Raw genomic sequence first — 23755 nt, 5'->3', positions numbered from 1 at the left:
GTTCGATTGTCGAACAACATCCCGGACGAAGCACAAGAGGACTCGCCGGGTGACGAGAAATCTTGTTCCCTACGCAGGCGCTAACCTGATCAGGTTCAACGGGATCCGAAATTATTCGATCTCAGCCTCATAGCAAGGCACCCCGACAAGAACCCGGCCAGTCTAGACACAACTGGCAAAGAACGCCAACCCCACTGCAAACACCATGATGAATGGCGTAATAGCACGCAGTATCAGGATTGTTGCCGCCCGAATGCGCAACTACACTCGCTACGCCGAGTCGCGCATTGACGCTGCCAACGCAGCGCCTTAGCCTTGGCGCTCAAATTACCTGTGTAATATCAATTCTAGGGAACGTCTATGCTGCGCAAACTCTCACTGGCCCTTGCCGTGTCTTGTGCGACCAATGGAATGGCCTGGGCAGCAGATGCGCCCTTATCGAACAAGACGGACCTCGTCAGCGTTTATCAGGAAGCGGTCAACAACAACGCCGACCTCGCGGCTGCGATCGCCCAATACGGCGCGCAGAAGGAAATCGTCCCCCAGGCCCGTGCCGGGCTGCTGCCGAACCTCTCGGGCGGTGCGAATATTTCCGAGGTGCGTACGTCGCTCGATCAGCCGTCCGCCACGACCAACCGCGATGCTCATTCGTACCAGGCCACCCTGGCGCAACCCTTGTTCCGCGCCGATCGCTGGTTCCAGTTCCAGGCCGCCAAGGAAGTCAATGAACAGGCCGCCCTGCAACTCTCGGCGACCGAGCAGAACCTGATCCTGCAAACCGCTCAAAGCTATTTCAATGTGCTGCGCAGCCAGGACAACCTGGCCTCGACCAAGGCCGAAGAAGCGGCGTTCAAACGCCAGCTCGATCAATCCAACGAGCGTTTCGATGTCGGCCTCTCGGACAAGACCGACGTATTGAACTCACAAGCCAGCTACGACACCGCACGCGCCAACCGCATCGTTGCACAGCGCCAGGTGGACGACGCCTTTGAAGCATTGATCACCCTGACCAACCGCCAGTACAACTCGATCTGGGGTATCAGCCATAACTTGCCGATCCTGCCGCCGGCACCGAACGACGCCAAGGCCTGGGTCGAAACGGCGGGCAGGCAGAACCTCAATCTGCTGGCCAGCAACTATGCCGTCAGCGCCGCCGAGCAAACCCTCAAGCAGCGCAAGTCCGGGCACTTGCCAACGGTTGACGCGATAGCCAAGTACGAGAAAGGCGACAACGACGCACTGGGCTTCAGCAACCCGAATAACCAGCCAGTACCGTACGGTGGCAACGTCTCGCAAACGACCGTTGGCCTGCAACTGAACATCCCGATCTACAGCGGCGGCTTGATCAGCTCCCAGGTGCGCCAATCGTATTCACAACTGGACCAGACCGAGCAGCAGCGCGAGTCCCTGCGCCGGCAGATCGTGGAAAACACCCGCGACCTGCACCGCGCGGTAAACACCGATGTCGAGCAGGTACAGGCGCGCAAGCAATCGATCATCTCCAACCAGAGCGCGGTGGAAGCGACCGAAATCGGCTATCAGGTGGGTACGCGAAACATCGTCGACGTGCTGGATGCGCAGCGCCAGCTGTACAGCTCGGTACGCGACTACAACAACACCCGCTACGACTACATCCTCGACAACCTGCGCCTGAAGCAACAGGCCGGCACGTTGAATCCGGGGGATCTGCAAACCCTGGCACGCTGGCTCAACCCCAACTACAACCCGGACAAGGACTTCCTGCCACCGGATCTGGCCAAGGCTGCGGCCGAGCAATTGAAAGCGAGACCGGAGCAGTAACAGCAAAAGCTTCGCGAGCAGGCCCGCTCCCACACTCGAAACACGGTGGGAGCGAGCCTGCTCGCGAATGGATACAACGCGGTCTAGCGGTCGATCAACCGCCCCAACCCGTCCAGCAAGCGCTGCAACGCCCCCTGATTGGCACGCATCACCTTCAACCCGGCCTCTGCCATGCACTGCGCATCACGGGGCAGTTCGAACAGCCGCTGCACCGCCACCGCCAGCCCTTCGGCATCCTCCACTTCCTGCAACGCCCCGGCACTGCGCAACTGCGCGGCAATTTCGAGGAAGTTGAAAAGATGCGGCCCGCTCAGCACCGGCTTGGCGAGGGCCGCCGGCTCCAGCAGGTTATGCCCGCCATTGGGCACCAGGCTGCCGCCGACGAAGGCACTGTCCGCCAGGGCGTAGAGAAACAGCAACTCGCCCATGGTGTCGCCAAGCAACACTGAAGTATTCGCACTGACCGCATCGCCGCTGGAACGCCGGACCGTGGCAAAACCTTGTTGCTGGCACAACCCGTACACCGAATTGAAGCGCTCCGGATGACGCGGTACCAGAATCAGCAAGGCATCGGGGTGATTGGCCAACAACTGACGATGGGCTGCCAGCACGACCTCGTCTTCGCCGTCATGGGTACTGGCCGCGATCCACACTGGTCGTTCCAGCGCCTGCCATTGCCCGCGCAATTGGCTGGCGCGCACAAGCAGTTGCGGATCGATGGTCAGGTCGAACTTGATCGAACCGGTCACTTCGACGGTTTCCGCCCGCGCGCCCAGGTCGCGAAAGCGTTGGGCTTCGGCTTCGGTCTGCACCGCGAACAGGCTCATCTCGGCCAGCATCGGCCGGGTCAGCTTGCGGAACCGGCCGTAGCCCCTGGCCGAGCGCTCGGACAGCCGCGCATTGGCCAATGCCACGGGAATCCCGCGTTTGGCACATTGATGGATATGGTTGGGCCACAGTTCGGTTTCCATGATCACCGCCAGTTTCGGCTGGACCCGATCGAGCAAGCGCCGGGCGGCGCAAGGCAGGTCGTAAGGCAGATAACAGTGCTGGATACGCGGCTCATTGGCGAACAGTGCCAGGATCCGTTCCGAACCGGTCGGCGTCATGCAGGTCACAGTGATCGGCAGATTCGGATAACGCGCCAGCAAGGCGCGGATCATCGGTGCGGCAGCAATGCTTTCGCCCACTGACACGGCGTGCACCCAGATGCCACCCGGCTTCATCGCCGGCATCCCATAGGAGAAGCGCTCGCCGATGCGCCTGGCATACGCCGGCGCCTTGCGCGCGCGCAGCCAAAGCCGAATCGCTACCAATGGCAGCCCCAGATAAAACAGCACGGTGTAGAGAGTTCTATTCATGGCGGCGGAGTTTATCGGCTTTTTTCGCCAATCGCCTGCAAGTGCACGGCAAAACGTTCGGCGAGCCAGCGCGCGGCCGGACCGAGTGGTTCATCCCGGCGCCATACCAGTTCCACCACCAGGGCCGGCGGGGTCCATTCGCTGGCCAGTTCGACCATCTGATTCTGATAAGTCGGGTACTGCACCACGTGGCGTGGCAACCAAGCCCAGCCGAGGCCGCGTACCAGCCATTCGGCCATCACATAGAAACTGTCGGCGCGCCAGACTTGCGGGCTGGCGGGATCACTGCCCGGATAAATGCTCGACTCCGTGGACATCAGCAACTGCCGGTGTTGCGCCAGTTGCTGGCCGTCCACTGAGCCTTTGCCCGCCAACGGATGATCCTTGCCGCACACCGTGACCATTTCCACGCTGCCCAGTACCCGCCGCTCAAGCGCCTCGGGAATCTGATCGTGAAAGAACAGCAGCCCCAGATCGGCGCGCCGCTCCACCAGCTTACGCGCGACATCGCCCTGGGCGGCGCTGGTCAGTTGCACTTCAAGGCTGGGGAATTTTTCCGCCAGGGCCTCGAAGCTTTCGATGATTGGCTGATACGGCATCGCCTCGTCCTGCGCCACACGCAGTCGTGCTTCCTGCCCGCGCATCATCGCCAAGGCCCGGCCGTTGAGTCGTTCGCACTGGCGCAATACTTCCCGCGCTTCGTCCAGCAACGCCGTGCCGGCTTCGGTGAGTTTCGGTTGACGGCCGCTGCTGCGATCGAACAGGCCGACGCCAAGGTCCTCTTCCAGTAACGCTATCGAACTGCTGACCGCCGACTGTGCCTTGCGCTGGTCCCGCGCCACCGCAGAAAACGAACGCTGCTCCGCTACGCTGACAAACAACCGCAGCTGCTCCAGATTCCATTGCATACTCATGGCTCAACCCATCTTGAAAACAGATAGGTAATGACTTTACCGCATCTGGCGAATCACTAGAATGCCGACCTCAGAGAGCAACACTTCACACGAGGATTGACCCATGACCGCTTACTACTACCTGGCCATTGCCATCTGCGCCGAAGTGATTGCCACTGTTTCGATGAAAGCCGTCAAAGGCCTTAGCACCCCGCTGCCCTTGGTGCTGGTCATCCTCGGCTACGGGATTGCCTTCTGGATGCTGACCCTGGTGGTGCGCAGCGTTCCGGTGGGCGTGGCGTATGCCGTGTGGGCCGGCATGGGGATCGTGATGGTCAGCGTCGCGGCGCTGTTTATCTATGGGCAGAAGCTGGACGTACCGGCGATGCTGGGGATGGCGTTGATCGTGCTGGGCGTCGTGGTCATCCAGCTCTTCTCCAAAACCGCAGGGCACTAACCTTCGAAACGCAATCCCCTGTGGGAGCTTGCTCGCGATAGCGGTGGGTCAGTCAACATTGATGCTGAATGCCATGCCGCCATCGCGAGCAAGCTCGCTCCCACAGGGTTACTCGTTGGCTCGAGAGTACTGGCGTCAGCCCCTCCAATCCTCGAGTCTGTATACTGCGCCCTCGTCTTGAACACAGAGGTCGCTGCATGCCATCCGTTATTTCCACCGACGTTCTGATTGTCGGCGCTGGTGTCGCCGGCCTCTGGCTGAATGCGCGTCTGCGTCGCCAGGGTTTTTCGACCGTGCTGGTGGAAAGCGCCAGCCTCGGCGGCGGGCAGAGTGTGAAGTCCCAGGGCATCATTCACGGCGGGGCCAAATACGCGCTGCACGGCGCCCTGACCGGTGCCTCGGAAGCCATCGCCGACATGCCGCGCCGCTGGCGTGAAGCCCTGGCGGGCAATGGTGAGCTGGATCTGTCCGGCGTGCGCTTGCTGTCCGAGGCCCATTACCTCTGGTCCCCCGGCACCCTCGCCGGCAACCTCACCAGTTTCTTTGCCAGCAAAGCCGTGCGCGGTCGCGTCGATCAGGTCAAGGGCGAGCAATTGCCGCCAGCCCTGCAAGACAAGCGCTTCAAGGGCAAGGTCTATCGCCTGGCGGAACTGGTGGTCGATGTGCCGAGCCTGATCCGGCGCCTGGCCGATCTGGCGGGCGATGGCCTGCTCGCCGGGCAGAACATCGAGCCGTTGCTGGAGAACGGTGAGCTGGTCGGCTTGAAAGTCGATGAGCGTCAGATCCGCGCCCAGCGCATCGTGCTCAGCGCTGGCGCCGGCACCGCCGACCTGCTCACCGCGCTCGGCCTGAGCCAGCCGGCCATGCAGCGCCGACCGCTGCACATGATCATCGCCAAAGGCCCGGGGCTCAAGCCACTGTACGCCCACTGCCTGGGCGGCGGCACCAAACCGCGCCTGACCGTGACGACCCACCCGGCCGCCGATGGTCAATGGGTCTGGTACCTGGGCGGCGACATCGCCGAAGCCGAAGGCGTGGCCCGCGAGCCCGCCGAGCAAATCGCTACCGCCCGTAAAGAGCTTGGCCAGTTGCTGCCGTGGATCGATCTGAGCACCGCGCAATGGGCGACCCTGCGGGTCGACCGTGCCGAACCGCTGCAATCGGGTCTGACCCGCCCGGACAACGCCTTCCTCGCCGAACAGGATCGCCTGCTGGTGGGCTGGCCGACCAAACTCGCCCTGGCACCGGACTTCGCCGACCGGGTCATCGCCAGCCTGACCCGCGACGGTATCCAGCCAAGCCACCCGGCAGCGCTGCCTGAACTGCCGAAGCCACCGATGGGCGTACCTGCCTGGGAGCAATTGCTGCCATGAGCCAACCGACCCTGCACGACTTGCATCGCCCGTTGGGCAGCACCGGCCTGCTGGTTTCACCCCTGGGCCTGGGCACGGTGAAACTGGGCCGCGACCAAGGCGTGAAGTACCCCAACGGCTTCCGGATTCCCGATGACGATGAAGCGCGCATGCTGCTCAAACTCACCCGCGACCTGGGCATCAACCTGATCGACACCGCCCCGGCCTATGGTCGCAGCGAAGAGCGCCTCGGCCCGTTACTGCGCGGCCAGCGTCAGGATTGGGTGATTGTCAGCAAGGTGGGCGAAGAGTTCGCCGACGGCCAGTCCCGTCACGATTTCAGCGCCGCACACACGCGAATGTCGGTGGAACGCAGCCTGCAACGCCTGGAAACGGACTTCATCGATCTGGTGTTGGTGCACTCCGATGGCAACGACCTGGCGATCCTCAATGACGAGGAAGTCTACGACACCCTCGCCAAGCTCAAGGCCGAAGGCAAGATTCGCGGTTTCGGGTTTTCCGGCAAAACCGTCGACGGCGGCCTGAAGGCGCTGGAGCAAGGCGACTGCGCGATGGTCACCTACAATCTGAACGAGCAGAACGAGAAGGCCGTCATTGACTATGCTGCTGCACACGGCAAAGCCATTCTGGTCAAGAAAGCCCTCGCCAGTGGTCATGTATGCCTGAGTCCGGGCGTGGATCCGGTGCGCGCCAGTTTCGAGCTGTTGTTTGAACATCCGGGTGTTGCCAGTGCGATTGTCGGGACCATCAATCCGCTGCACCTCGCCCACAATGTCGCGACCGTTGCCCAGGTCCTACGTAGCCACTGATGCCGCCCACGCGGCCTTAAGCAGGAGCCGACATGCCGCGCACGCTCATAAGAAAGAACCCGAGCAACTTCAAGACCCTGCCGTTATTCGTCGAAGCGACTTCCGAAGGCCTGGCTTATCAGAGCGTCGGCAGGCCGCTGAATTTCTCCCAGACCCTGCAACGTCGTCGGCCGGTGACGGTCGGCGACAGCGAACGGTTTGCCCTGGAGCTGGCCAATCTCGGGGTTTCGGTGCGCCTGACCCTGCATTGGCAGAATCGTGACTATTGGGTGCTGGTACGCCAGCGTCGGCAGGACCGTGGCGATGTGGTGCTCAAGCTGATCTCCGGATACGTGCCGGCCCATGAACTGAACCTGCCCTTGCACACAGCCATCCAGGAGATTGCCGAGGAATGCCTGCTGGAAACCCCCGAAGGCTGGCTCAGTGGGCGGTTCAATGACACCTGGCTTCCGGCGCCCTACTCGGCCGCCCTGCATTACCGTGAAGCCCTGCCGTTTCGCCTGTCGCCACTGTCCGGCTCGGCGCGGCCGGTACGTTGCGCCAATCTGATGCTGATGGAGCGTCCGCGGGCATACGTGCATTTGCCAACAGCATCACTGCAACTGATTTACGACTTGCGCCTGGACGTTCCCAAGGAAGCCAAATCCCTGAGCCTGTTCCATGTCGATGAACGACTGGAAGGCGATCAACTCGTCGCCCGCCTCGACCGCAAACGACCCGATCTGTACTTGATGCCCTTGCAGGACGGCCACCCGATGGCTGAGCTCTACACCCTGAAAAAGGATCAGCTGTACCCGGCCAGCACACGCGGCCTGTACCTGGCCGAGAGTTTTGCCCGACAGGAAGGCTGGCTGGTGCGTGATGAACGAATTCGCTGGAAGGACTGGGTGAGGCAGCAAGGCCTGACCCCGCCGGGGAAGGATTCGGGGTTGGCGCGGTTGCGCGGGAAGGCCAAATTGCTGCTGAAGAGGATCGTGCCGCGTAAAAAAGTCAGTTCCTGAAAGCAAACTGCTGCAGCTCCGACTGGTGTACGCATAACCTTGTAGGAGCTGGCTTGCCAGCGATGGACTCAAGGACGCCGCATCTGTTCAATAGATTAGCGTCATCGTTAACGACCATCGCTGCGATGCGGCGACCCGACAAGCCAGCTCCTACAAAAGCTGCGTTATTCGGACTTGCGGATCTTCTCGACAATCGCGGTGGTCGAGCTGTTTTCCACCAGCCCCAGCACTTTCACGGTGCCGCCGTAGGCTTTCACGATGTCCGCGCCAACCACCTGGTCGATCCCGTAGTCACCGCCCTTGACCAGCACGTCCGGTTTGACCGCGCTCAGCAGGTTTTCCGGTGTGCCTTCCGGGAAGCTGATCACCCAGTCCACCGCGCCCAGACCGGCCAGCACCGCCATGCGCCGGTCGACGCTGTTGATCGGACGACCCGGCCCTTTCAGGCGGCTGACCGATGCATCGTCGTTGATCGCAACGATCAGGCGATCGCCCTGGGCCCGCGCTTGTTCCAGATAGGTCACGTGGCCGGCGTGCAGGATATCGAAGCAACCGTTGGTGAACACGATCCGCTCGTTGTGCGCGCGGGCATCATCGACCGCCAGCAACAGTTGCTCAAGACCCAGCACACCGCGCTCGGACCCCTCCTCGCGCTGAATCGCACGACGCAGTTCCGGCGCACTGATGGCCGCCGTACCGAGCTTGCCGACCACGATACCGGCCGCCAGGTTGGCCAGGGCCACCGCGTGAGGCAGTTCTTCACCCGCGGCAATCGCAGCCGCCAGGGTGGAAATCACCGTATCGCCGGCACCAGTCACGTCAAACACTTCACGGGCCCGGGCTGGCAAGTGCAGCGCCGGATGATCCGGACGCAGCAAGGTCATGCCGTGCTCGCCACGGGTCACCAGCAAGGCACCGAGGTCCAGGTCGTGCATCAACTGCGCGCCCTTGCTCACCAATTCGTGCTCATCGGCGCAACCACCAACGATGGTTTCGAATTCGTTGAGGTTTGGCGTGATCAGGCTCGCACCACGGTAGATCGAGAAATCCTTGCCCTTGGGATCGGCCAGCACCGGAATGCCCCGGGCACGGGCGGCCTGGATCAGCGCCTGATGGTTTTTCAGCGCGCCTTTGCCGTAGTCGGACAACACCAGCACCTTGATGCCTTCGAGCAACTCATCGACCTGCGCAGCCAACGCCAGCGCGTCGGTGGCGAAGGGTTCTTCGAAGTCGATACGCAGCAACTGCTGGTGACGACTCATGACCCGCAACTTGACGATGGTCGGCTGATGCGCAACGCGCTGGAAGATGGCCCGCACGCCAGCGCCCTTGAGGCTGTTGACCAGGCTGTTGGCGGCTTCATCGTCGCCCGTGACACCGACCAGCGAGGCCGGAGCCCCCAGGGCGGCAATGTTCAAGGCAACGTTGGCAGCGCCGCCCGGACGATCCTCGATGTGATCGACCTTGACCACCGGTACCGGCGCCTCAGGAGAAATCCGTGAGGTACCACCATGCCAGTAACGGTCGAGCATGACATCGCCAACCACCAAGACAGGGGCTTGATCGAATCGCGGCATGGACAACTTCATGGTGCAACCCACATACAGAATGAACAGGGGCGCGATATTAACACAGGGTTGGTGTCGGCTTGTGCGGTGGCTGCAACGGGATGATTCGCAAGCATTTATTGCTCATTTTTTGAGCAACAAACCCGCCAGACGACGGCACGCATCGCCCATTTCCAGCGCTTGCGTATCGATTTCGCACTCCGCATGCAGCGGCGCCTCGTAGGGACTGTCAATGCCTGTGAAATCCCTGATCCGGCCTTCCCGGGCAGCTCGATACAAACCCTTGGGGTCACGTTGTGCGCAAACCGCAAACGGCGTGCTCACAAATACCTCGATGAAGTCTCCGTCGGCAAACAATCGACGCGCCGCCTCACGTTCGGCCCGAAACGGCGAGATCGCCGCGACGATCACAATCAACCCCGCGTCGACCATCAGGCGAGCCACCTCGGCGGTGCGGCGGATATTTTCCCGCCGACATTCAGCCCCCATCCCCAGATCACGGCAAAGACCTGCGCGCAGGTTGTCGCCGTCAAGCACAAACGTGTGCAGCCCCTGTTGATTGAGTTGCAACTCCAGGGCATTGGCCAGGGTCGACTTGCCGGCCCCTGACAGCCCCGTCAGCCAGAGACAGCGTGGCGCCTGCGACTTGAGGGCCGCACGGTCTTCGCTCGACAGCAATAACGGGTAGGGTCTGATTGAGTGGCGGGACAATGACACGACTTCATTCATATCCAAGCATCTCGTAATCACGCTGATAGACCCGCCGCACCAGCCTGCGGGTGCGCACCGTGCAGAACTCTCGCGCAGGCATCGGGCGCCGCTGCTGCGACCTGTTCACATGGGGCAGATCCACCGGACAGCCCAATTGTTCGCAAACCAGCCTGAAATCCCGCTCCAGGTGCTCCTGGTAGCCGACGAAATCCAGCGCCAGATGGCCCATGGAGTCCATCAGGAAATCCGTTTGCGCGGCGAAGTGCAGCTGTCGCTGGATCGTCTCCAGGTGCAGCCAGCGGCCGACGAAGTCATCAAAGTCACGGTAGTGGCTGACCAGTTTCTGCGCCGCGTGATCCCGTTTCCCCAGGGCGTTGCCCCGCAGGAATGCGTAAGCCGAGTAGGCCCTTTCAAGGGGATCGCGAACGAACGCAAACTTGAAGCTGGCGGCAAACTGTTCGGGAAATTGCTGCTCATACCAGTATAACGGCAAGTGACCCGGGCTCCAGTCGTCGAACATGGCCGCACAGACACTACTACCGGCACATTTAGGGACGTGGATGAACAGGCAGGAACGCTGCTCGAAGGGCTTGGGGAAACTGACGTTGGCCGACATCGACTTGTTCACCGCTTGACGGTCCACGACCGACAGGCGCCCCAGCAGAAAAGCCCGTTGCGACTTGGGCAACAGCTTCCAGAGATAACGTTGCAACATCCAGACACCCGCGGGAAAGGGATGGCCCTCTCGATTCAAGTCAAAGTTCGTTCAGGAACCTTAACAAGCATGTTGCCGAGATTTATTCCGGTTTGGTCAAGAAGCGTAAAGGTCTGGATACAAATCACCCGACGCGTTGCACGTCGGGTGTGTGAAAGGGCGAGCCAGGCTCGCCTTTTCCGGGTCAGGCGATGTCTTCGGCCGGGGCGTCGAGGCCCATCGCGTTGAGGCGCGAGTAGTAACCGTTTTGCGCCAGCAGTTGCTCATGGGTGCCGCGCTCGACGATTTTCCCCTGATCCATGACCAGGATCAGGTCAGCCTTCTCGATGGTCGACAAGCGGTGAGCGATCACCAGCGTGGTGCGACCTTTCATGACCTGATCCAGGGCTGCCTGGATATGCCGCTCGGACTCGGTATCGAGTGCCGAAGTCGCCTCATCGAGAATCAGCAGCGGGGCATTTTTCAACAGTGCCCGGGCAATCGCCAGGCGCTGACGCTGGCCACCGGACAGCAACACGCCGTTTTCCCCGACCTGGGTGTCCAGACCTTCAGGCAATTGGGCAATGAAGTCCATCGCATAGGCATCCCTGGCCGCCTTTTCAATGTCTTCACGGGGTGCGCCGGCCAGGTCGCCATAGGCGATGTTGTTGGCCACGGTGTCGCTGAACAGGGTCACGTGCTGGGTCACCTGGGCGATATGCTGACGCAGGTTCAACAGCTTGTACTGCTCCACTTCGACGCCATCGATGAGGATTTCGCCCTTGTCGTGGTGATAGAAACGCGGAATCAGGTTGGCCAGGGTCGACTTGCCGCTACCCGAACGTCCCACCAGCGCCACCATTTGCCCGGGCTCTACCGAGAAACTGATGTCATTGAGCACCTGACGCTCGGTGTCAGGGTAGGTAAAGCTGAGGTTGCGCACTTCCAGGCGGCCACTGACGGCATCACGCTCGACAGTGCCGGTATCGACTTCTGGCTCGACATCCAGTTGCTCGAAGATACTTTCAGCACCGGCCACACCCTTCTGGATGGTCGAGCTGACTTCAGACAGCTGGCGAATCGGCTTGGGCAGCAGGCCGGCCAAGGTGATGTACGCAACCATGTCACCGGCGGACGCATCGCCCCGCAGGAACAGCACCAGGAACATCAGCACGGCCATGGCGGTGTAGATCACCAATTGCAGCAGCGGCGTATAGATGGCACCGGTGCGGGTCATGCGCAATTGTTTCTCGGTATTGCCCTGGCTGGCGTCGAAGAAGCGTTTCTCTTCGTACTTTTCACCGCCGAAGCTGCGCACCACGCGATAGCCCTGGATCGTTTCGGACGCCACATGCGTCACGTCCCCCATCGCCAGCTGGATTTTCTTGCTCTGCTTGCGGAATTTCTTGCTGGCCGTGCGCACCATGATGGCGATCAGCGGCAGGATGGCGACCATGACCAGGGTCAGCCGCCAGTTCATGAACAACAGCGAGGCAAACAGGAAGATCACTGTCATGCCTTCACGAATTACGACCTTGATCGCATCTGTTGCCGCCCCCGTGACCATGGTCACGTTGAACGTGATACGTGAAATCAGGTGCCCCGAGTTATGCTTGTCGAAATACCGGTTTGGCAACACCAGCAGGTTGTTGAACAACTGGACCCGCAAGTCATGGACCAGGCCCAGGGAAACCTTGGCCAGGAAGTAGTTGCCCAGATACGACCCCAATCCCTGCCACGCGGCGATCAGGATGATCAGCAACGGCACCGCCTGCAGCAGTTGCAGGTCCCGAAGGTAGGGCACGGTTGGGAACAGCGCCGCTTCAGGATTGGATAGACCGTCGACGAAGTACTTGAGGATGTAGCCCAGCATTGGCTGCGTCGAAGCGAAAATCAGAAAACCGACGATGCTGATCAGGAACAGGCTGATGTACGGCCGGACATAGCCGAGCAGACGGAAGTAGATTTTCAAGCTCGATGGGCTTGCGGAGAGACTGGAGTCGGTCATATCACGCGAATGTCGATGAAAAGGACGCTGACTTTAGCACAGCTTCCCCGGGGTTCTGGCAATCGCATACAGTCTGTGTATTGTGACGCGTCAAATAGCCACCAGATGTCCCTGCCTTGGTACGGTTGCTCAATTCAGGAATAAGTTACTCAGCATGCAATTAAACGCTTTGAACAGTACGTCCAACAGAATCTTCGATTTCATATGCTTGTGGATTCTTCCGCTTGGTTATTTATTGCTGCTTTGTGCGCTGTTTTTCCTGCCGGGGCGCAGCGAGCATCACAAGCTCTACTATGGCCTGTTCAGCATTCCGGCACTGATTGCACTGTGTCTGCGTCCGCGGCTCATCAAAGAACTGCTGCACGAACCGATTGTCATTGCCGTCCTGCTGTTTGTGGCGTGGGCACTGCTCAGCCTGCGCTGGGGGCCGGGTGACGATATTGACTTCGGACAGTTCAAACCGCCACTGCATACCCTGTTTCTGTTCGTTGGCTGCTACCTGCTGGTGCGCTATCGCAGCGAAATCATTCAGCCCCTGCTGTTCTGTGCCGCGACGGTGGCGCTGATCGCCTCTGTCTACAACCTGTACAGGTTCGGCCAGATCTACCAACCGGAAATGCGCCTGATCGGTGTAGGCGCGTTCGACAATCCACTGCTCAGCTCCCACGTTTTCGGCTTTTTCTGTACCTACTGGCTGAGCCTGAGCATGACCTGCAAGCGACGTCAGGTACTTTGGTTGAGCATACCGGCGATGGCGATCATGTTCGCCACAGTGCTGGCCACCGGCTCCAGGACTCCACTGGTTGCGCTGACGATCGCTGCGCTGTGGCTGTGTTTCATCTGCTGGAATCGACGCTCGGTCTTCATGCTTGGCTCCATGTTCATCGCCGGAGCGGCGACTTTCGCGCTGTTTGCGGACAAGATCCTCGAAAGAGGCAGTTCCTTCCGTATCGAACTCTGGCAATTGGCCCTGGGTAGGATCGCTGAGCGTCCATGGATCGGCCACGGCTACAACGCCGAACTGACCCTGGACCCAGGCGTCGGCTACACCCTCCAGGAGCCCCATAGCTTTGCACTGGGCGTGCTCTACTATGTCGGCATTATCGGTCTGCTGCCATGGCTGTTCTTCATCGCGTGGAGCTTCATTAGTAGCCAGCGCCATCGCGTGCAACCGCTGTTTATCATAGCCTCGGCCTGGCTGGCCTTCGGTATCGGAGCGGGCCTGACTGAGGGTGGCGGGATTATCTCTCGGCCCAAGGAGCACTGGTTCCTGCTGTGGATCCCCCTGGCGCTGATTGCCGCATTGAGCATCAATCAGCGGGCCAGACGCCTGCTGGACAGGCCGGTCAAGACCGCGTCGCCAAGCGCCCTGCAACTGCTGATTGCCGATGCCCGGATCATCGAAGAAGATGGTTTGGGCCCCAAGGTCCTGCGACTGACCGATGGCAGTTTTCTCAAGCTGTTCCGCCGCCGCCGCTGGTACACCTCTGGCAGTTTCATGCCCTATTCCGATCGGTTTGCCATCAACGCAGTGCAACTGCGCAGCATGGGCATCCCGACACCGCACATTCTCGACCTTTACCGATTCGAAGACGGCAGCACCGCTGTGCACTACTCGCCGTTGCCGGGCAATACGCTGCGCCAGATCCTGCAAGGCATCACCGCCCCGGCGGTGCGCCAGGCACTGGTGGAGCGTTTCGGCAAGTTCATGGCTCAATTGCATCAGCAAGGGGTCTACTTCCGCTCCCTGCACCTGGGCAATGTGTTGGTATTGGAGGACGGTGAGTTCGGCCTGATCGACCTGGCCGACCTGCGAATCTACCCTTCCTCCTTGAGCCCTTCCCTGCGTCGACGCAACCTGCGCCATATGCAGCGCTATACAGAAGATCGGCATTGGCTGTTTGAGGACCACTTCGAAGCGCTACTGCAGGGATACGCCGCGACGGCTTCGAAAGCCGACGTGGATAATTTGCACAGGCAAGTGCTGGCCGGCAGCCCTTCGGCCCAGGCTCACTGATGACCGAAACCAATCCGCTGATCGCGATGACGGCCTACCTGCTTGCCATCGCGACCGCTACGCTACTGTTGCGTACCGTGCCGAGATTCACCCGACAGCTGGAGCATGGCGGTGAAAGCCGCTTTGCCGGCATCGACGGCTTACGCGGGTATCTGGCTTTCGGCGTATTCCTCCACCACTCGATCATTACCTGGATCTTCCTGCAAACCGGGGTGATCGACTTTCCGCCGAGCAATTTCTACTCGCAGCTCGGCCAGGGCAGCGTTGCTCTCTTTTTCATGATCACCGGGTTTCTGTTCTGGGACCGTTTGCTCACCCACGGGCGGCAACACGACTGGCTGGCGTTTGCAGTATCGCGGCTGTTTCGCCTCTACCCGCTCTATCTGCCGCTGATGTTGATGGTGTTTGTCAGCGTGTTCTATCTGCGAGACTGGGAACTCAAGGTTTCCGCGACCCAGCTCATTGGCCAGATCCTAGCCTGGCTGACCTTCGACCGGCCGGACGTCAACCAGTACCATCAGACCGGCATGTTGATCTCCAACGTCACCTGGACGCTGGGCTACGAGGTGTTTTTCTACCTGGCCCTGCCACTGGTCGCCATGCTGTTCGTTTATCGCGGTGGCTGGATGTCGACGGTGCTGTGCCTGGTGGGTATCTATGCCCTTTACGAGGTGATCGGCTGGGAACACTCACTCAAGAAGCACTACATGGCCAGCTTCCTCGGCGGCATCGCTGCGGCATACTGGATTCGCCGCCCACACTGGGTCGCCTGGAGCCTGTCCCCCCTGGCGGGCATCATCGCCCTGCTCGCATTGGCGATCGCCTTCACGGTATTCAACCGCGCTTTCAACCTGGGAGCGCTGCTGCTGCTTTCACTGTTTTTCGTGATCGTGGCGTCCGGCAATACCTTGTTCGGCGCGCTGAGGCCGCGCAGCATTCGCTGGCTGGGGGAAATCAGCTACAGCACGTATTTGCTGCACGGTTTCGTGCTCTGGATTCTGGTGCAGCGATTGCCGCTGGTACTGCATCTTGACGCCCGACAAGCCTGGGTCTTCCTGCCGTTGCTGGCCGTGTGCAGTTGCCTGTTGATCATCATCAGCAGCCTGACTTACCAGTACATCGAAAAACCCGGTATCAATGCAGGCAAGAAAACCCTGCACTGGTTACGCCAGAACAGAAAGTTCAGGAACGAACTGGAGAAGACGGCTCAACAACGTTGAGCAATCGCCGGGGGTATGTCACCGCGGACAATGCCGCGTCCTGCGCCCCTTGAATCCAGCCCCTGGCTCAGTCTTTCTCCAACCGCGAGAAATACATCCGGCCCAACCCACGCCAGGTTTTCCTGTTCCAGGCCTTGAGCGGAATCTGTGCCAGCAACTCACGCGCCAGCTTGCGATCGCGGTTGGCGGTCTTGAGGAACATGGAATTGAGAAACTTGTAGCGCACCTCGTCATACAGCGGGTGATCGCTGAAGAGCGCGTAGGTGCGCAGGATGCTGTCGATCATGAAACGGTGGTTCTTGTAGGAGTTGGTGGCGTGCTTGCGATAGCGCGCCATCAACACATTCAGGCCATCGATGAAGTAACCGGCATGGGTCACCTTCAACTCGATCAGCAAGTCCTCCAGGCGAATGGTCGGGTCGAAACCGCCCACCTTCTCCAGCGCTTCGCGACGGATCATCAGGGTGGGGGCCGGTGGATAGGGCTTGCGCTCCAGGAACATGTCATCGAAGTCCAGGCGACGGAACGGGACGTCCCGACGCTGGCGCTTCTCCGGGTAGAGGTTGCCGTCGGCATCGATCAGCTCGATGTTGCCGGCGCAAATGCCGACCTCGGGCTTGCCGTCCATATGAGCGACCTGGGTGGCGATTCGCTCCGGCAACATGATGTCATCCGAACCGAACGGCACGATCAGGCTACCCTTTGCCCGGGCAATCGCACCATTGAGGGTATTGGTCAGCCCCTGGTTTTCCTGAACCCGAAAGTCGAAACCATGGATGGCCTGCAACGCCTTGATCCGCTCGACGCTGTCATCCTTCGAGCCATCATCGACCACCAGCAACTCGATGTTCTGATAGGTCTGGTTAAGGACGCTGAGAATGCTTTCCTCAATGTAAGGGGCGTGGTTGTACGACGCGATAATGACCGTGACGATGGGTTGCGCGTCGTTCATGGCTGTTCCTTGCGGGCCTGTTCCAGGCCGGAGTCGATCAGATTGAGGTATTCGCGACGGAATTCCTCGATGTCATGGTGTTGTTGCAGATAACGGAAGGCCTGCTCGCCCTTGGCCTTGAGCTCGTCATCCGACAACCCGAGATAAGTGTCCAGCGCCGCCTGCAGCGTCGGCACATCCTTCGGCGTAATCGCCAGGCCACCGGCCCCCTCGATGAGCGGCAACATGGCCGGCACGTTCGAGGCAATCACCGGCAAATGCCCGCTCATGCCTTCAAGCAGCGCCAGCCCGAGGCCTTCGGCCAGGGAGGGCATGGTCCAGATGTCGAAAGCGCGAATGTACTGCAGGGCAATTTCCTTGAACCCCAGCAAATGGGCACGACCGCTGAGGCCGAGGCGGTCGATTTCCGCAGCCAGGCGTGTCTCTTCGCGGCCGGCACCAATGATCGCCAGCTGGGTATTGGGGTATTTGTCCTTGAGTGCGGCAAAGGCCTGCAGCAAATAAATATGGCCTTTGACCGGCACCAGTCGCCCCAACGCACCGACCAGCCGCACCGACGGATCGATGCCCAGCATTTCACGGGCCTTTTCACGACTGTGTTGCAGGCCTTCGGCTTGCTCGATGTCGATGGCATTGGTGATGGCGTAGGTATTCTGGTCGGTGAAGCCACAGTCACAGTCCAGCAGATACTGTTTCACCGCTGGCGACACACCAACGAAGCGCCAGTGACGATCGATCAGGCGCTGGGTCTGGCGGCGCCGGTAAAAACGGTCGTACTCGCCAAAACCGTGGGAAATGCCGATGCACAGCGGCACTTTCAACCAGCGATTGAGCGCCAGCATCATGTTCACCGGCTTGAAACGGTTGCAGATCACCACATCGAACTTTTCCCGACGGCAGAACTTGTACAGCTGCCACATCGCCCGCAGGCGCATGCCCTTGAGGGACTTGTCGGAAAATTCGAAGTACACCGAACGGTCGGCTCGGCTCACCGCTTCGCCCGGCCCGGGTTTGCCGCGCAGAAACGCGGCGGTCACTTCATAGCGATCACTGGGCAGGGCCTTGACGATCTGCTCCGCGAGGTCGGCGAAATCATGGGCTTTGACGTTGTAGTCAGGCTGCAGTTGCAGGACCTTTGACCGCTGACTCATAACTCTCCCCGCTGAGTAACATTGCCTGGTGTGTGCTTGATGGACCACAAAAGCTCGTGGCGCCGGACTGCCTTGCGAAAGAATTCGTTCTCGCCATAGGTTGGCGGCAACCGACCGGCCAACAACCGTTGAATCAACCGACGCAAGCGACGCTTGAATGGCATCGCCGGTTGCAGGTCGTGCATCATGCCCAGCGCCATGGCTTTGTCTCGCTGGTGCTCCAGCGGCATCGGCAGGCAATAAGGCTGCATCGGTTGCGCCGAATCGAAGGCCGGCGGCAAGGCGATGCCATCACCGGCATCGCCCATCGGCCAGCGGTCGTTGTCGTGCAAGTGATTGGCGTAGCCCAATAGTGTGGTCGGTTGCCAGTCCAGGCCTTGCAAGGCTTCAAGGACTGCCACCTGGGCGCAGATATGATCGGGATGCGGATCCAGGGTCGGATGCGGCAGGACGATGACCTCGGGCCGGGCGCGCAGCAGCAACTCGCGCAGATCCGCCAGCAGATTGTTCCAGGTCGGCGCACCATCGACATCGCCGGGCAGCGCGAAAGGATTCAACTGACGAAACAGCCGGGTGTCGCACAGGTCCGCTTCCCGCGATCCCGCCGCCACGGCAGGCGCGGCCTGCATGCTCGCCAATTGCAGGCAGAAGTAACCCAGTTGTATGCAGTGAGCCTCGGACACACCGGCCCAACGTGGCACGGCAATGCTGTCCCAGGTGCGCAGACGGCCTTTCAAGCGAGCCGCATCGACCTTGTTCAGACCCATCTGCTGATAGTGTTCGGCTTCGATTTCACCCGCTGTCAGCGTCACGATCCAGGTTTCGTCAGCCTGACTGTACAAACCGTAGGCCGCCAGCTCGGCGTCATCGGCATGAGGCGCGATGACCATCACCCGCTGACGCCGGTAATCCGGATGCTCGAACGCCCACAGCACAGGCTCGCCAGACACGCGACAGAAACGCCCGCGCAAGCGCAGGTCACCACGCGACAGCGCTTGAGCCTGGCCACTGAGATTGAGGTAGCGCAGGCCGTTTACGCCGCGCTCGAAGGTTTGTCGGTCAGGATTTTCGCCACCCGCCAACTCGACCACCGGATCGACAAACCGTCCCAGCCAGGTGCTTTTTACCCGCAGGGCCAGCACCAGCGTCGCGTCGTCGACCAGCATCACTCCTTCGTCCAGGCGCAAGTGTTCACCACTCAGGTGCACCTTGGGCTGTGGCGTGTACGGGGGAAAGCTGTACTGGTAATCGTCTTTCGGTGAGTAGAACAGATGATCGGCAAACCAGGCTTCGTGGGCAATCCAGCCCAGAACAGCCAGCACCAGCGGCAACCACCAGGCCACCAGCACACCGATGACGATCAACGACACCAGCGCAATCAACAGGCCGATACGTTTATTGCGCCGATGACGCTTGAGCAGTTGCTGTTTGCGGCTCATGGCTTGGCTCATACGGTGAAGACCGGCACAGGGTTGCACCAGCGATCCTTGTATTCACGGTCGGCGCGACCGAAGGAAAAGCGCAGCGGTTTGTCCTGCGCCCGGGCATGCTCCCAGGCGCTTTGCGTATTGAGAAAACTCAGCACGCTGCCGGGGCTGAACTCACGGGTTTGCGGATCAACCCCACCGTTGATGTACTCGACGCTGATCCATTGCGGGGTTTCGACGCGGTACACCAATTGAATCGCAATCGGCGCATCGTTGAGGAAAATCACCGAACCGATCAGCAACTCGCGCAGCAACTCGATGACCTCGGCCATGCGTTCGGCACCCGTCGCCGGGAAGCCCCAGCGACGCTGGAACAGGTCACAATAAATAGCCGCCAGATCGAAGCTGGAAAACTCCGATACCGGCCGCACCACGCCACCGGCCTCTTCCAGCAAACGCAATTCGCGGCGCTGGTTATAGCGAAACTTTTTCGACAGCTCTTCGGGTGTGCGGGCCATGGCCAGCTGTTCGGCCTGCAACCTGATGCCAGTGAAACGGCCTTCGTTCAGCGCCGACAGATATCGCGCGCGATGGCGCAAAGGCGCCGTGGCATCGGCAGCGGCCGGCAGGATGATTTCGGCGTTGCCCAGATCGAACAGACCTTTTTTGCCGCGACGCTTGAGCACGTCCTTGGACAAGGCCAGGTCGCGCCCCCAGGTCGGGATCGCCGCCTTGATCTCACCACCCTGCAACCAGGCCAGGTAGCGCACCGGAATGTCGGCCAGTGTCGCCAGCCGCTCGACCACCATGGGATGAGTCGCGACGCTGCCGCCATATCGTTGCCAGGTTTCGGCGTAAGTCGAGGCGTCGACCACCGCCCAGCCACGCTCGCGCCAGCCTTGAAATCGGTTGAGCATCAGCCCCTCTGTGCCAGTTCGGTAACGTGCGGCAAGTGCCAGAAAGCATCGCGCACCGCACGGTCGGAAAAGCGCTCGCGCAAGCGTTCGAGCATCAACTCGGCACACTGTCGGCGTTGCTGATCATCCATGCCGGCCAGATGTTGCAGCCCCTGGGCCAGATGTCCGGCATCGCCCAACGGGAACAGGATGCCCACGCCTTCGACCACTTCCTTCGCTCCGCCGCAGGCCGTGGCCAGCAAGGGTACGCCGGCGGCCATGGCCTCCAGCAGCACCATGCCGAACGGTTCGTGATCGGAACTCAGGGCAAACACATCGAAGGCCCGGAAGTAGTTGCGCGCGTCCGGCACTTGGCCGAGGAACAACACCCGGTTACCAATGCCCAGCTCCCTGGCCTGAGCCTTGAGCTTTTCCTCCAGACGCCCTTTACCGAGAATGACCAGCTGGCTGTTGGCCGGCAACCCCGGCAACGCCTCGGCGAAACCCTGCAGCAACGTGGTCTGGTCCTTGTCCGGATGCAGCCGTCCGACGTTGCCGACGATCCAGGCATCCGCCGCCAGACCGAGGGTTTCCCGGGCCTCGCGAGCCGACACCTGAGTGGCTTGCAAGGCATCCACGTCGATTCGGTTGTACAACGTCTGAATTCGCGAAACCGGCCACTTCGGCAGGCAATTGCGCATGTCGTCGCGCACCGCGTCGGACACGCCGAGCAGACTCAAACGCTTGCGGAATATATGCGCGAACAGTTTACGACTGCCGCGCTTGTAGTCTTCAAACCCGTGGTGCACGCCAATGACCGGCAACGACGTACCGAGCAAGGCGATATAGATGGGTTTGAAGCGGTGAGCGATGCAGAAACTGAAGTTGCGCGACGCGGCGATCTTGCGCAGATCGCCGATGGCGCCCAGCTTCAGGCCACGAATGGCCTTGGAGCTGTACTCCATGAACAGCACTTCATCGGAAGCGCAGCCCGCGGCGACTTCGGCATCGGCAGCCCCGGTGAGAAACACCGTGGTCACACGATAACCGGTCCCCGCGAACAGGCTGGCGTACTGCCGTGCGCAGTCCAGAAACGGCCCGTCATAGCCGTGGCAGAACTGCAGCACATGGCGTTCAGCCGAGCGAGTCATAAGCGTTTGCACCCTCTTTGACCACCAGGATGTCTTCCATGATCAGGTACTGCAGATCGGAGCCGAAGAACATGTTCAATGCGTCGGTCGGCGAGCAGATCATCGGCTCGCCACGACGATTGAGCGAGGTGTTGAGCGACACGCCGTTGCCGGTGAGCACTTCCAGCGCTTTCATCATGTCGTAGTAGCGCGGGTTGTATTCGCGCTTGAGCACCTGGGCACGGGAGGTGCCGTCTTCGTGGACGACTTCCGGCACGCGGGTTTTCCACTCTTCAGCCACTTCGAAGGTGAAGGTCATGAACGGAGCCGGGTGATCGATCTTGATCATCTGCGGCGCCACGGTGTCGAGCATCGACGGGCAGAACGGCCTCCAGCGCTCGCGGAACTTGATCTGGTGGTTGATGCGATCGGCCACGCCGGCCACGCTCGGGCAACCGATGATCGAGCGACCACCCAGCGCACGCGGACCGAACTCCATGCGGCCCTGGAACCAGGCCACCGGGTTGCCATCGACCATGATTTTGGCGATCTGCTCCGGCATGTTGTCGAGCTTGCGCCACGTCGGCTTGTTGGCGTGACGGGCGCAGGCCGCGATCACGTCTTCGTTGCTGTACGACGGGCCGAGGTAGACATGTTCCATCTTCTCGACCGGCACGCCACGGGCGTGAGATACGTAGGCCGCTGCACCCACCGCGGTACCGGCATCGCCGGACGCAGGCTGCACGAACAGCTCTTTGACGTCGTCGCGGGCGATGATTTTCTGGTTCAGCTTGACGTTCAACGCACAGCCACCGGCGTAGGCCAGTTTGCCGGTTTCCTTGAGCACGTCGCCCAGGTAGTAATCGATCATCTGCAGCGCAATTTTTTCGAACAGCGCTTGAATGCTGGCGGCGTAGTGGATGTAAGGCTCGTCGGCGATGTCGCCTTCGCGCTTCGGCCCCAGCCACTCGATCAGCTTCGGCGAGAAGTAGTAACCCTTGCCCTTCTCTTTGTAGCGACGCAGGCCGATGACGTTGGCGTAGTCGGTGTTGATCACCAGCTCGCCATTTTCGAACGAAGCCAGGCGCGAAAAATCGTATTTGCTGGCATCGCCATACGGCGCCATGCCCATGACCTTGAACTCGCCGTCGAGCATGTCGAAACCGAGGAACTCGGTGATCGCGCCGTACAGGCCGCCGAGGGAGTCCGGATCGAAGAATTCCTTGATCTTGTGGATCTTGCCGTTTACGCCATAACCGAAGAAGGTCGTGGCGTACTCGCCCTTGCCGTCGATCCCGAGGATCGCGGTTTTCTCTTTGAAACCGGAGCAGTGATAAGCGCTGGAGGCGTGGGCCAGGTGGTGTTCGACCGGCTCGATCTTGATCTTCTTCGGATCAAAACCCAGTTGTTCCAGGCACCAGACGATCTTGTTGCGATAGCGCTTGTAGCGACGGTTGCCCATCAGGATCGCGTCGAGTGCACGGTCCGGGGCGTACCAGTAACGCTTGGCGTACTGCCAGCGAGCCTTGCCGAACAGGCTGATCGGGGCGAACGGGATCGCCACCACGTCGACATCGGACGGCTTGATGCCAGCCTGTTCCAGGCAGAATTTCGCCGATTCGTAGGGCATGCGGTTCTTTGCATGTTTATCGCGTACGAAGCGTTCCTCTTCAGCCGCCGCGACCAGCTTGCCGTCGATGTACAGGGCTGCGGAAGGATCATGGCTAAGGGCGCCGGACAGGCCAAGAATCGTCAATGCCACAGGGGTCTAGCCTCTTTAGTCTGCATGCAGGCGCAAGCGCCTCAAAAATTAATGTGCCCTCGCAATGGGCGAGAGACAGCTAAAGGGCGGGATTATAGCGTAAAAGCAGCAGCAAGCCTCTAGCCGCAAGTGGCATGCAACGGCGGCGGGGACCTCGCGGCATTTTTATCCGCGCGCAGGCCGCCAATAGATAAGGATATTGCCGTCCGCCGCCTGACGGTAGACCGTATAGGGCAAGGAAACCGTGTCGAAGACACCGGACAGGGCCAAATCCAGCAGAATGAACGGCACCAGGTAACCTGTGGGATCAGGCGGCGCATTCAATGCACAGAAGTCGTACGCCAGGCCGCTGTAAATGCGGGGAATGGACTGACAGTAGGTTTTTTGCTTGCGCAGGCTACGAGCCGCGTCTTCATCATCCTGCAACACCGTGGAAACGGTCCCGCAGCCCGTCAAAGCCAGTGATAAAGCGCCCAACGACAATGCCATTTTTATAGTCAAAACCTGCCCTCCGAGAACGTCAGG

20 protein-coding genes and 1 riboswitch are annotated in these 23755 nt (G+C 60.6%); of the genes, 7 read left to right on the top strand and 13 right to left on the bottom strand.

What is annotated here, in order from left to right:
* Nucleotides 1-49: 49 nt before the first annotated feature.
* Nucleotides 50-155: riboswitch (TPP riboswitch) on the bottom strand.
* A gap of 205 nt (nucleotides 156-360) precedes the next feature.
* A complete protein-coding gene (locus RS887_RS12175) occupies nucleotides 361-1800 on the top strand; it encodes a TolC family outer membrane protein (RefSeq protein WP_322615584.1) in 1440 nt (479 codons plus the stop codon).
* Nucleotides 1801-1883: 83 nt separating this feature from the next.
* Here the strand turns inward: RS887_RS12175 and waaA are convergent, their stop codons facing one another.
* Entirely contained in the window at nucleotides 1884-3161 is a 1278-nt protein-coding gene (waaA, locus tag RS887_RS12170) for a lipid IV(A) 3-deoxy-D-manno-octulosonic acid transferase (protein ID WP_322615583.1), read from the bottom strand.
* 11 nt (nucleotides 3162-3172) lie between these two features.
* Nucleotides 3173-4075 carry a LysR family transcriptional regulator gene (locus RS887_RS12165; protein WP_322615582.1) on the bottom strand — a complete coding sequence of 301 codons (903 nt, stop codon included), beginning with the start codon at nucleotides 4073-4075 and terminating at the stop codon, nucleotides 3173-3175.
* A gap of 103 nt (nucleotides 4076-4178) precedes the next feature.
* On the opposite strand from RS887_RS12165, the gene RS887_RS12160 reads away from it, so the two are divergent.
* From RS887_RS12160 to RS887_RS12145, 4 genes are all read left to right on the top strand, one after another.
* Nucleotides 4179-4511, top strand: a complete 333-nt coding sequence (locus tag RS887_RS12160) for a DMT family transporter (RefSeq protein WP_007977444.1) — start codon at nucleotides 4179-4181, stop codon at nucleotides 4509-4511.
* A 197-nt stretch (nucleotides 4512-4708) separates the two neighbouring features.
* On the top strand, nucleotides 4709-5884 hold the full coding sequence (locus tag RS887_RS12155) for an NAD(P)/FAD-dependent oxidoreductase (protein ID WP_322615581.1): 1176 nt from the start codon (nucleotides 4709-4711) through the stop codon (nucleotides 5882-5884).
* Entirely contained in the window at nucleotides 5881-6693 is an 813-nt protein-coding gene (locus tag RS887_RS12150; RefSeq protein WP_322615580.1) for an aldo/keto reductase, read from the top strand. The genes RS887_RS12155 and RS887_RS12150 overlap by 4 nt, the downstream gene beginning before the upstream one ends.
* Nucleotides 6694-6725: 32 nt before the next feature.
* Nucleotides 6726-7694, top strand: coding sequence for a metal ABC transporter ATPase (locus RS887_RS12145; protein WP_322615579.1), 969 nt, complete (start codon nucleotides 6726-6728; stop codon nucleotides 7692-7694).
* Nucleotides 7695-7858: 164 nt separating this feature from the next.
* On the opposite strand, the gene hldE is transcribed toward RS887_RS12145, so the two are convergent.
* The 4 genes from hldE to msbA all read right to left on the bottom strand — a co-directional run bounded on the left by hldE (nucleotide 7859) and on the right by msbA (nucleotide 12675).
* Entirely contained in the window at nucleotides 7859-9283 is a 1425-nt protein-coding gene (gene hldE / locus RS887_RS12140; RefSeq protein ID WP_111284209.1) for a bifunctional D-glycero-beta-D-manno-heptose-7-phosphate kinase/D-glycero-beta-D-manno-heptose 1-phosphate adenylyltransferase HldE, read from the bottom strand.
* A 102-nt stretch (nucleotides 9284-9385) separates the two neighbouring features.
* Nucleotides 9386-9991 (bottom strand): adenylyl-sulfate kinase, encoded by a 606-nt coding sequence (gene cysC, locus RS887_RS12135; RefSeq protein WP_322615578.1) that lies wholly within the window; start codon nucleotides 9989-9991, stop codon nucleotides 9386-9388.
* On the bottom strand, nucleotides 9984-10688 hold the full coding sequence (locus tag RS887_RS12130) for a sulfotransferase family 2 domain-containing protein (RefSeq protein WP_322615577.1): 705 nt from the start codon (nucleotides 10686-10688) through the stop codon (nucleotides 9984-9986). Before RS887_RS12130 ends, cysC begins: the two co-directional genes overlap by 8 nt.
* Before the next feature lie 184 nt (nucleotides 10689-10872).
* Complete coding sequence (gene msbA, locus RS887_RS12125) at nucleotides 10873-12675, bottom strand: lipid A export permease/ATP-binding protein MsbA (RefSeq protein WP_322615576.1); 1803 nt, start codon at nucleotides 12673-12675, stop codon at nucleotides 10873-10875.
* Between the two features lie 154 nt (nucleotides 12676-12829).
* On the opposite strand from msbA, the gene RS887_RS12120 reads away from it, so the two are divergent.
* Nucleotides 12830-14692 carry an O-antigen ligase family protein gene (locus RS887_RS12120; RefSeq protein WP_322615575.1) on the top strand — a complete coding sequence of 621 codons (1863 nt, stop codon included), beginning with the start codon at nucleotides 12830-12832 and terminating at the stop codon, nucleotides 14690-14692.
* Nucleotides 14692-15912, top strand: coding sequence for an acyltransferase (locus RS887_RS12115; RefSeq protein ID WP_322615574.1), 1221 nt, complete (start codon nucleotides 14692-14694; stop codon nucleotides 15910-15912). Before RS887_RS12120 ends, RS887_RS12115 begins: the two co-directional genes overlap by 1 nt.
* 67 nt (nucleotides 15913-15979) lie before the next feature.
* Here RS887_RS12115 and RS887_RS12110 read toward each other — a convergent pair whose 3' ends face one another.
* From RS887_RS12110 to RS887_RS12080, 7 genes are all read right to left on the bottom strand, one after another.
* Nucleotides 15980-16864, bottom strand: coding sequence for a glycosyltransferase (locus RS887_RS12110; RefSeq protein ID WP_322615573.1), 885 nt, complete (start codon nucleotides 16862-16864; stop codon nucleotides 15980-15982).
* A complete protein-coding gene (locus RS887_RS12105; protein WP_322615572.1) occupies nucleotides 16861-18015 on the bottom strand; it encodes a glycosyltransferase family 4 protein in 1155 nt (384 codons plus the stop codon). Before RS887_RS12105 ends, RS887_RS12110 begins: the two co-directional genes overlap by 4 nt.
* A complete protein-coding gene (locus tag RS887_RS12100; protein ID WP_322615571.1) occupies nucleotides 18012-19454 on the bottom strand; it encodes a PIG-L deacetylase family protein in 1443 nt (480 codons plus the stop codon). The genes RS887_RS12105 and RS887_RS12100 overlap by 4 nt, the downstream gene beginning before the upstream one ends.
* A gap of 8 nt (nucleotides 19455-19462) precedes the next feature.
* A complete protein-coding gene (locus tag RS887_RS12095; RefSeq protein ID WP_322615570.1) occupies nucleotides 19463-20359 on the bottom strand; it encodes an antimicrobial resistance protein Mig-14 in 897 nt (298 codons plus the stop codon).
* Nucleotides 20359-21489 (bottom strand): glycosyltransferase, encoded by a 1131-nt coding sequence (locus tag RS887_RS12090; protein ID WP_322615569.1) that lies wholly within the window; start codon nucleotides 21487-21489, stop codon nucleotides 20359-20361. Before RS887_RS12090 ends, RS887_RS12095 begins: the two co-directional genes overlap by 1 nt.
* The gene (locus RS887_RS12085) at nucleotides 21473-23230 is read right to left on the bottom strand and encodes a carbamoyltransferase (RefSeq protein ID WP_111284198.1); all 1758 of its coding nucleotides are present in this window, start codon (nucleotides 23228-23230) and stop codon (nucleotides 21473-21475) included. Before RS887_RS12085 ends, RS887_RS12090 begins: the two co-directional genes overlap by 17 nt.
* A gap of 165 nt (nucleotides 23231-23395) precedes the next feature.
* Entirely contained in the window at nucleotides 23396-23731 is a 336-nt protein-coding gene (locus RS887_RS12080; protein ID WP_322615917.1) for a YceK/YidQ family lipoprotein, read from the bottom strand.
* Nucleotides 23732-23755: the final 24 nt, after the last annotated feature.

The sequence above is a fragment of the Pseudomonas sp. BIC9C genome (assembly GCF_034541995.1).
Classification (GTDB): domain Bacteria; phylum Pseudomonadota; class Gammaproteobacteria; order Pseudomonadales; family Pseudomonadaceae; genus Aquipseudomonas; species Aquipseudomonas fluorescens_CC.
Note: the sequence above shows the minus strand (reverse complement) of the source record. Positions and strands in the feature narration are given on the sequence as shown.

What these genes read in the sequence shown, in the direction of transcription:
- RS887_RS12165 (WP_322615582.1), bottom strand. Translation starts at nt 4,075, where the DNA reads ATGAGTATGCAATGGAATCTGGAGCAGCTGCGGTTGTTTGTCAGCGTA.
- hldE (WP_111284209.1), bottom strand. Translation starts at nt 9,283, where the DNA reads ATGAAGTTGTCCATGCCGCGATTCGATCAAGCCCCTGTCTTGGTGGTT.
- waaA (WP_322615583.1), bottom strand. Translation starts at nt 3,161, where the DNA reads ATGAATAGAACTCTCTACACCGTGCTGTTTTATCTGGGGCTGCCATTG.
- RS887_RS12150 (WP_322615580.1), top strand. Translation starts at nt 5,881, where the DNA reads ATGAGCCAACCGACCCTGCACGACTTGCATCGCCCGTTGGGCAGCACC.
- RS887_RS12130 (WP_322615577.1), bottom strand. Translation starts at nt 10,688, where the DNA reads ATGTTGCAACGTTATCTCTGGAAGCTGTTGCCCAAGTCGCAACGGGCT.
- RS887_RS12090 (WP_322615569.1), bottom strand. Translation starts at nt 21,489, where the DNA reads ATGACTCGCTCGGCTGAACGCCATGTGCTGCAGTTCTGCCACGGCTAT.
- RS887_RS12145 (WP_322615579.1), top strand. Translation starts at nt 6,726, where the DNA reads ATGCCGCGCACGCTCATAAGAAAGAACCCGAGCAACTTCAAGACCCTG.
- msbA (WP_322615576.1), bottom strand. Translation starts at nt 12,675, where the DNA reads ATGACCGACTCCAGTCTCTCCGCAAGCCCATCGAGCTTGAAAATCTAC.
- RS887_RS12120 (WP_322615575.1), top strand. Translation starts at nt 12,830, where the DNA reads ATGCAATTAAACGCTTTGAACAGTACGTCCAACAGAATCTTCGATTTC.
- RS887_RS12175 (WP_322615584.1), top strand. Translation starts at nt 361, where the DNA reads ATGCTGCGCAAACTCTCACTGGCCCTTGCCGTGTCTTGTGCGACCAAT.
- RS887_RS12160 (WP_007977444.1), top strand. Translation starts at nt 4,179, where the DNA reads ATGACCGCTTACTACTACCTGGCCATTGCCATCTGCGCCGAAGTGATT.
- RS887_RS12105 (WP_322615572.1), bottom strand. Translation starts at nt 18,015, where the DNA reads ATGAGTCAGCGGTCAAAGGTCCTGCAACTGCAGCCTGACTACAACGTC.
- RS887_RS12100 (WP_322615571.1), bottom strand. Translation starts at nt 19,454, where the DNA reads ATGAGCCGCAAACAGCAACTGCTCAAGCGTCATCGGCGCAATAAACGT.
- cysC (WP_322615578.1), bottom strand. Translation starts at nt 9,991, where the DNA reads ATGAATGAAGTCGTGTCATTGTCCCGCCACTCAATCAGACCCTACCCG.
- RS887_RS12115 (WP_322615574.1), top strand. Translation starts at nt 14,692, where the DNA reads ATGACCGAAACCAATCCGCTGATCGCGATGACGGCCTACCTGCTTGCC.
- RS887_RS12110 (WP_322615573.1), bottom strand. Translation starts at nt 16,864, where the DNA reads ATGAACGACGCGCAACCCATCGTCACGGTCATTATCGCGTCGTACAAC.
- RS887_RS12155 (WP_322615581.1), top strand. Translation starts at nt 4,709, where the DNA reads ATGCCATCCGTTATTTCCACCGACGTTCTGATTGTCGGCGCTGGTGTC.
- RS887_RS12095 (WP_322615570.1), bottom strand. Translation starts at nt 20,359, where the DNA reads ATGCTCAACCGATTTCAAGGCTGGCGCGAGCGTGGCTGGGCGGTGGTC.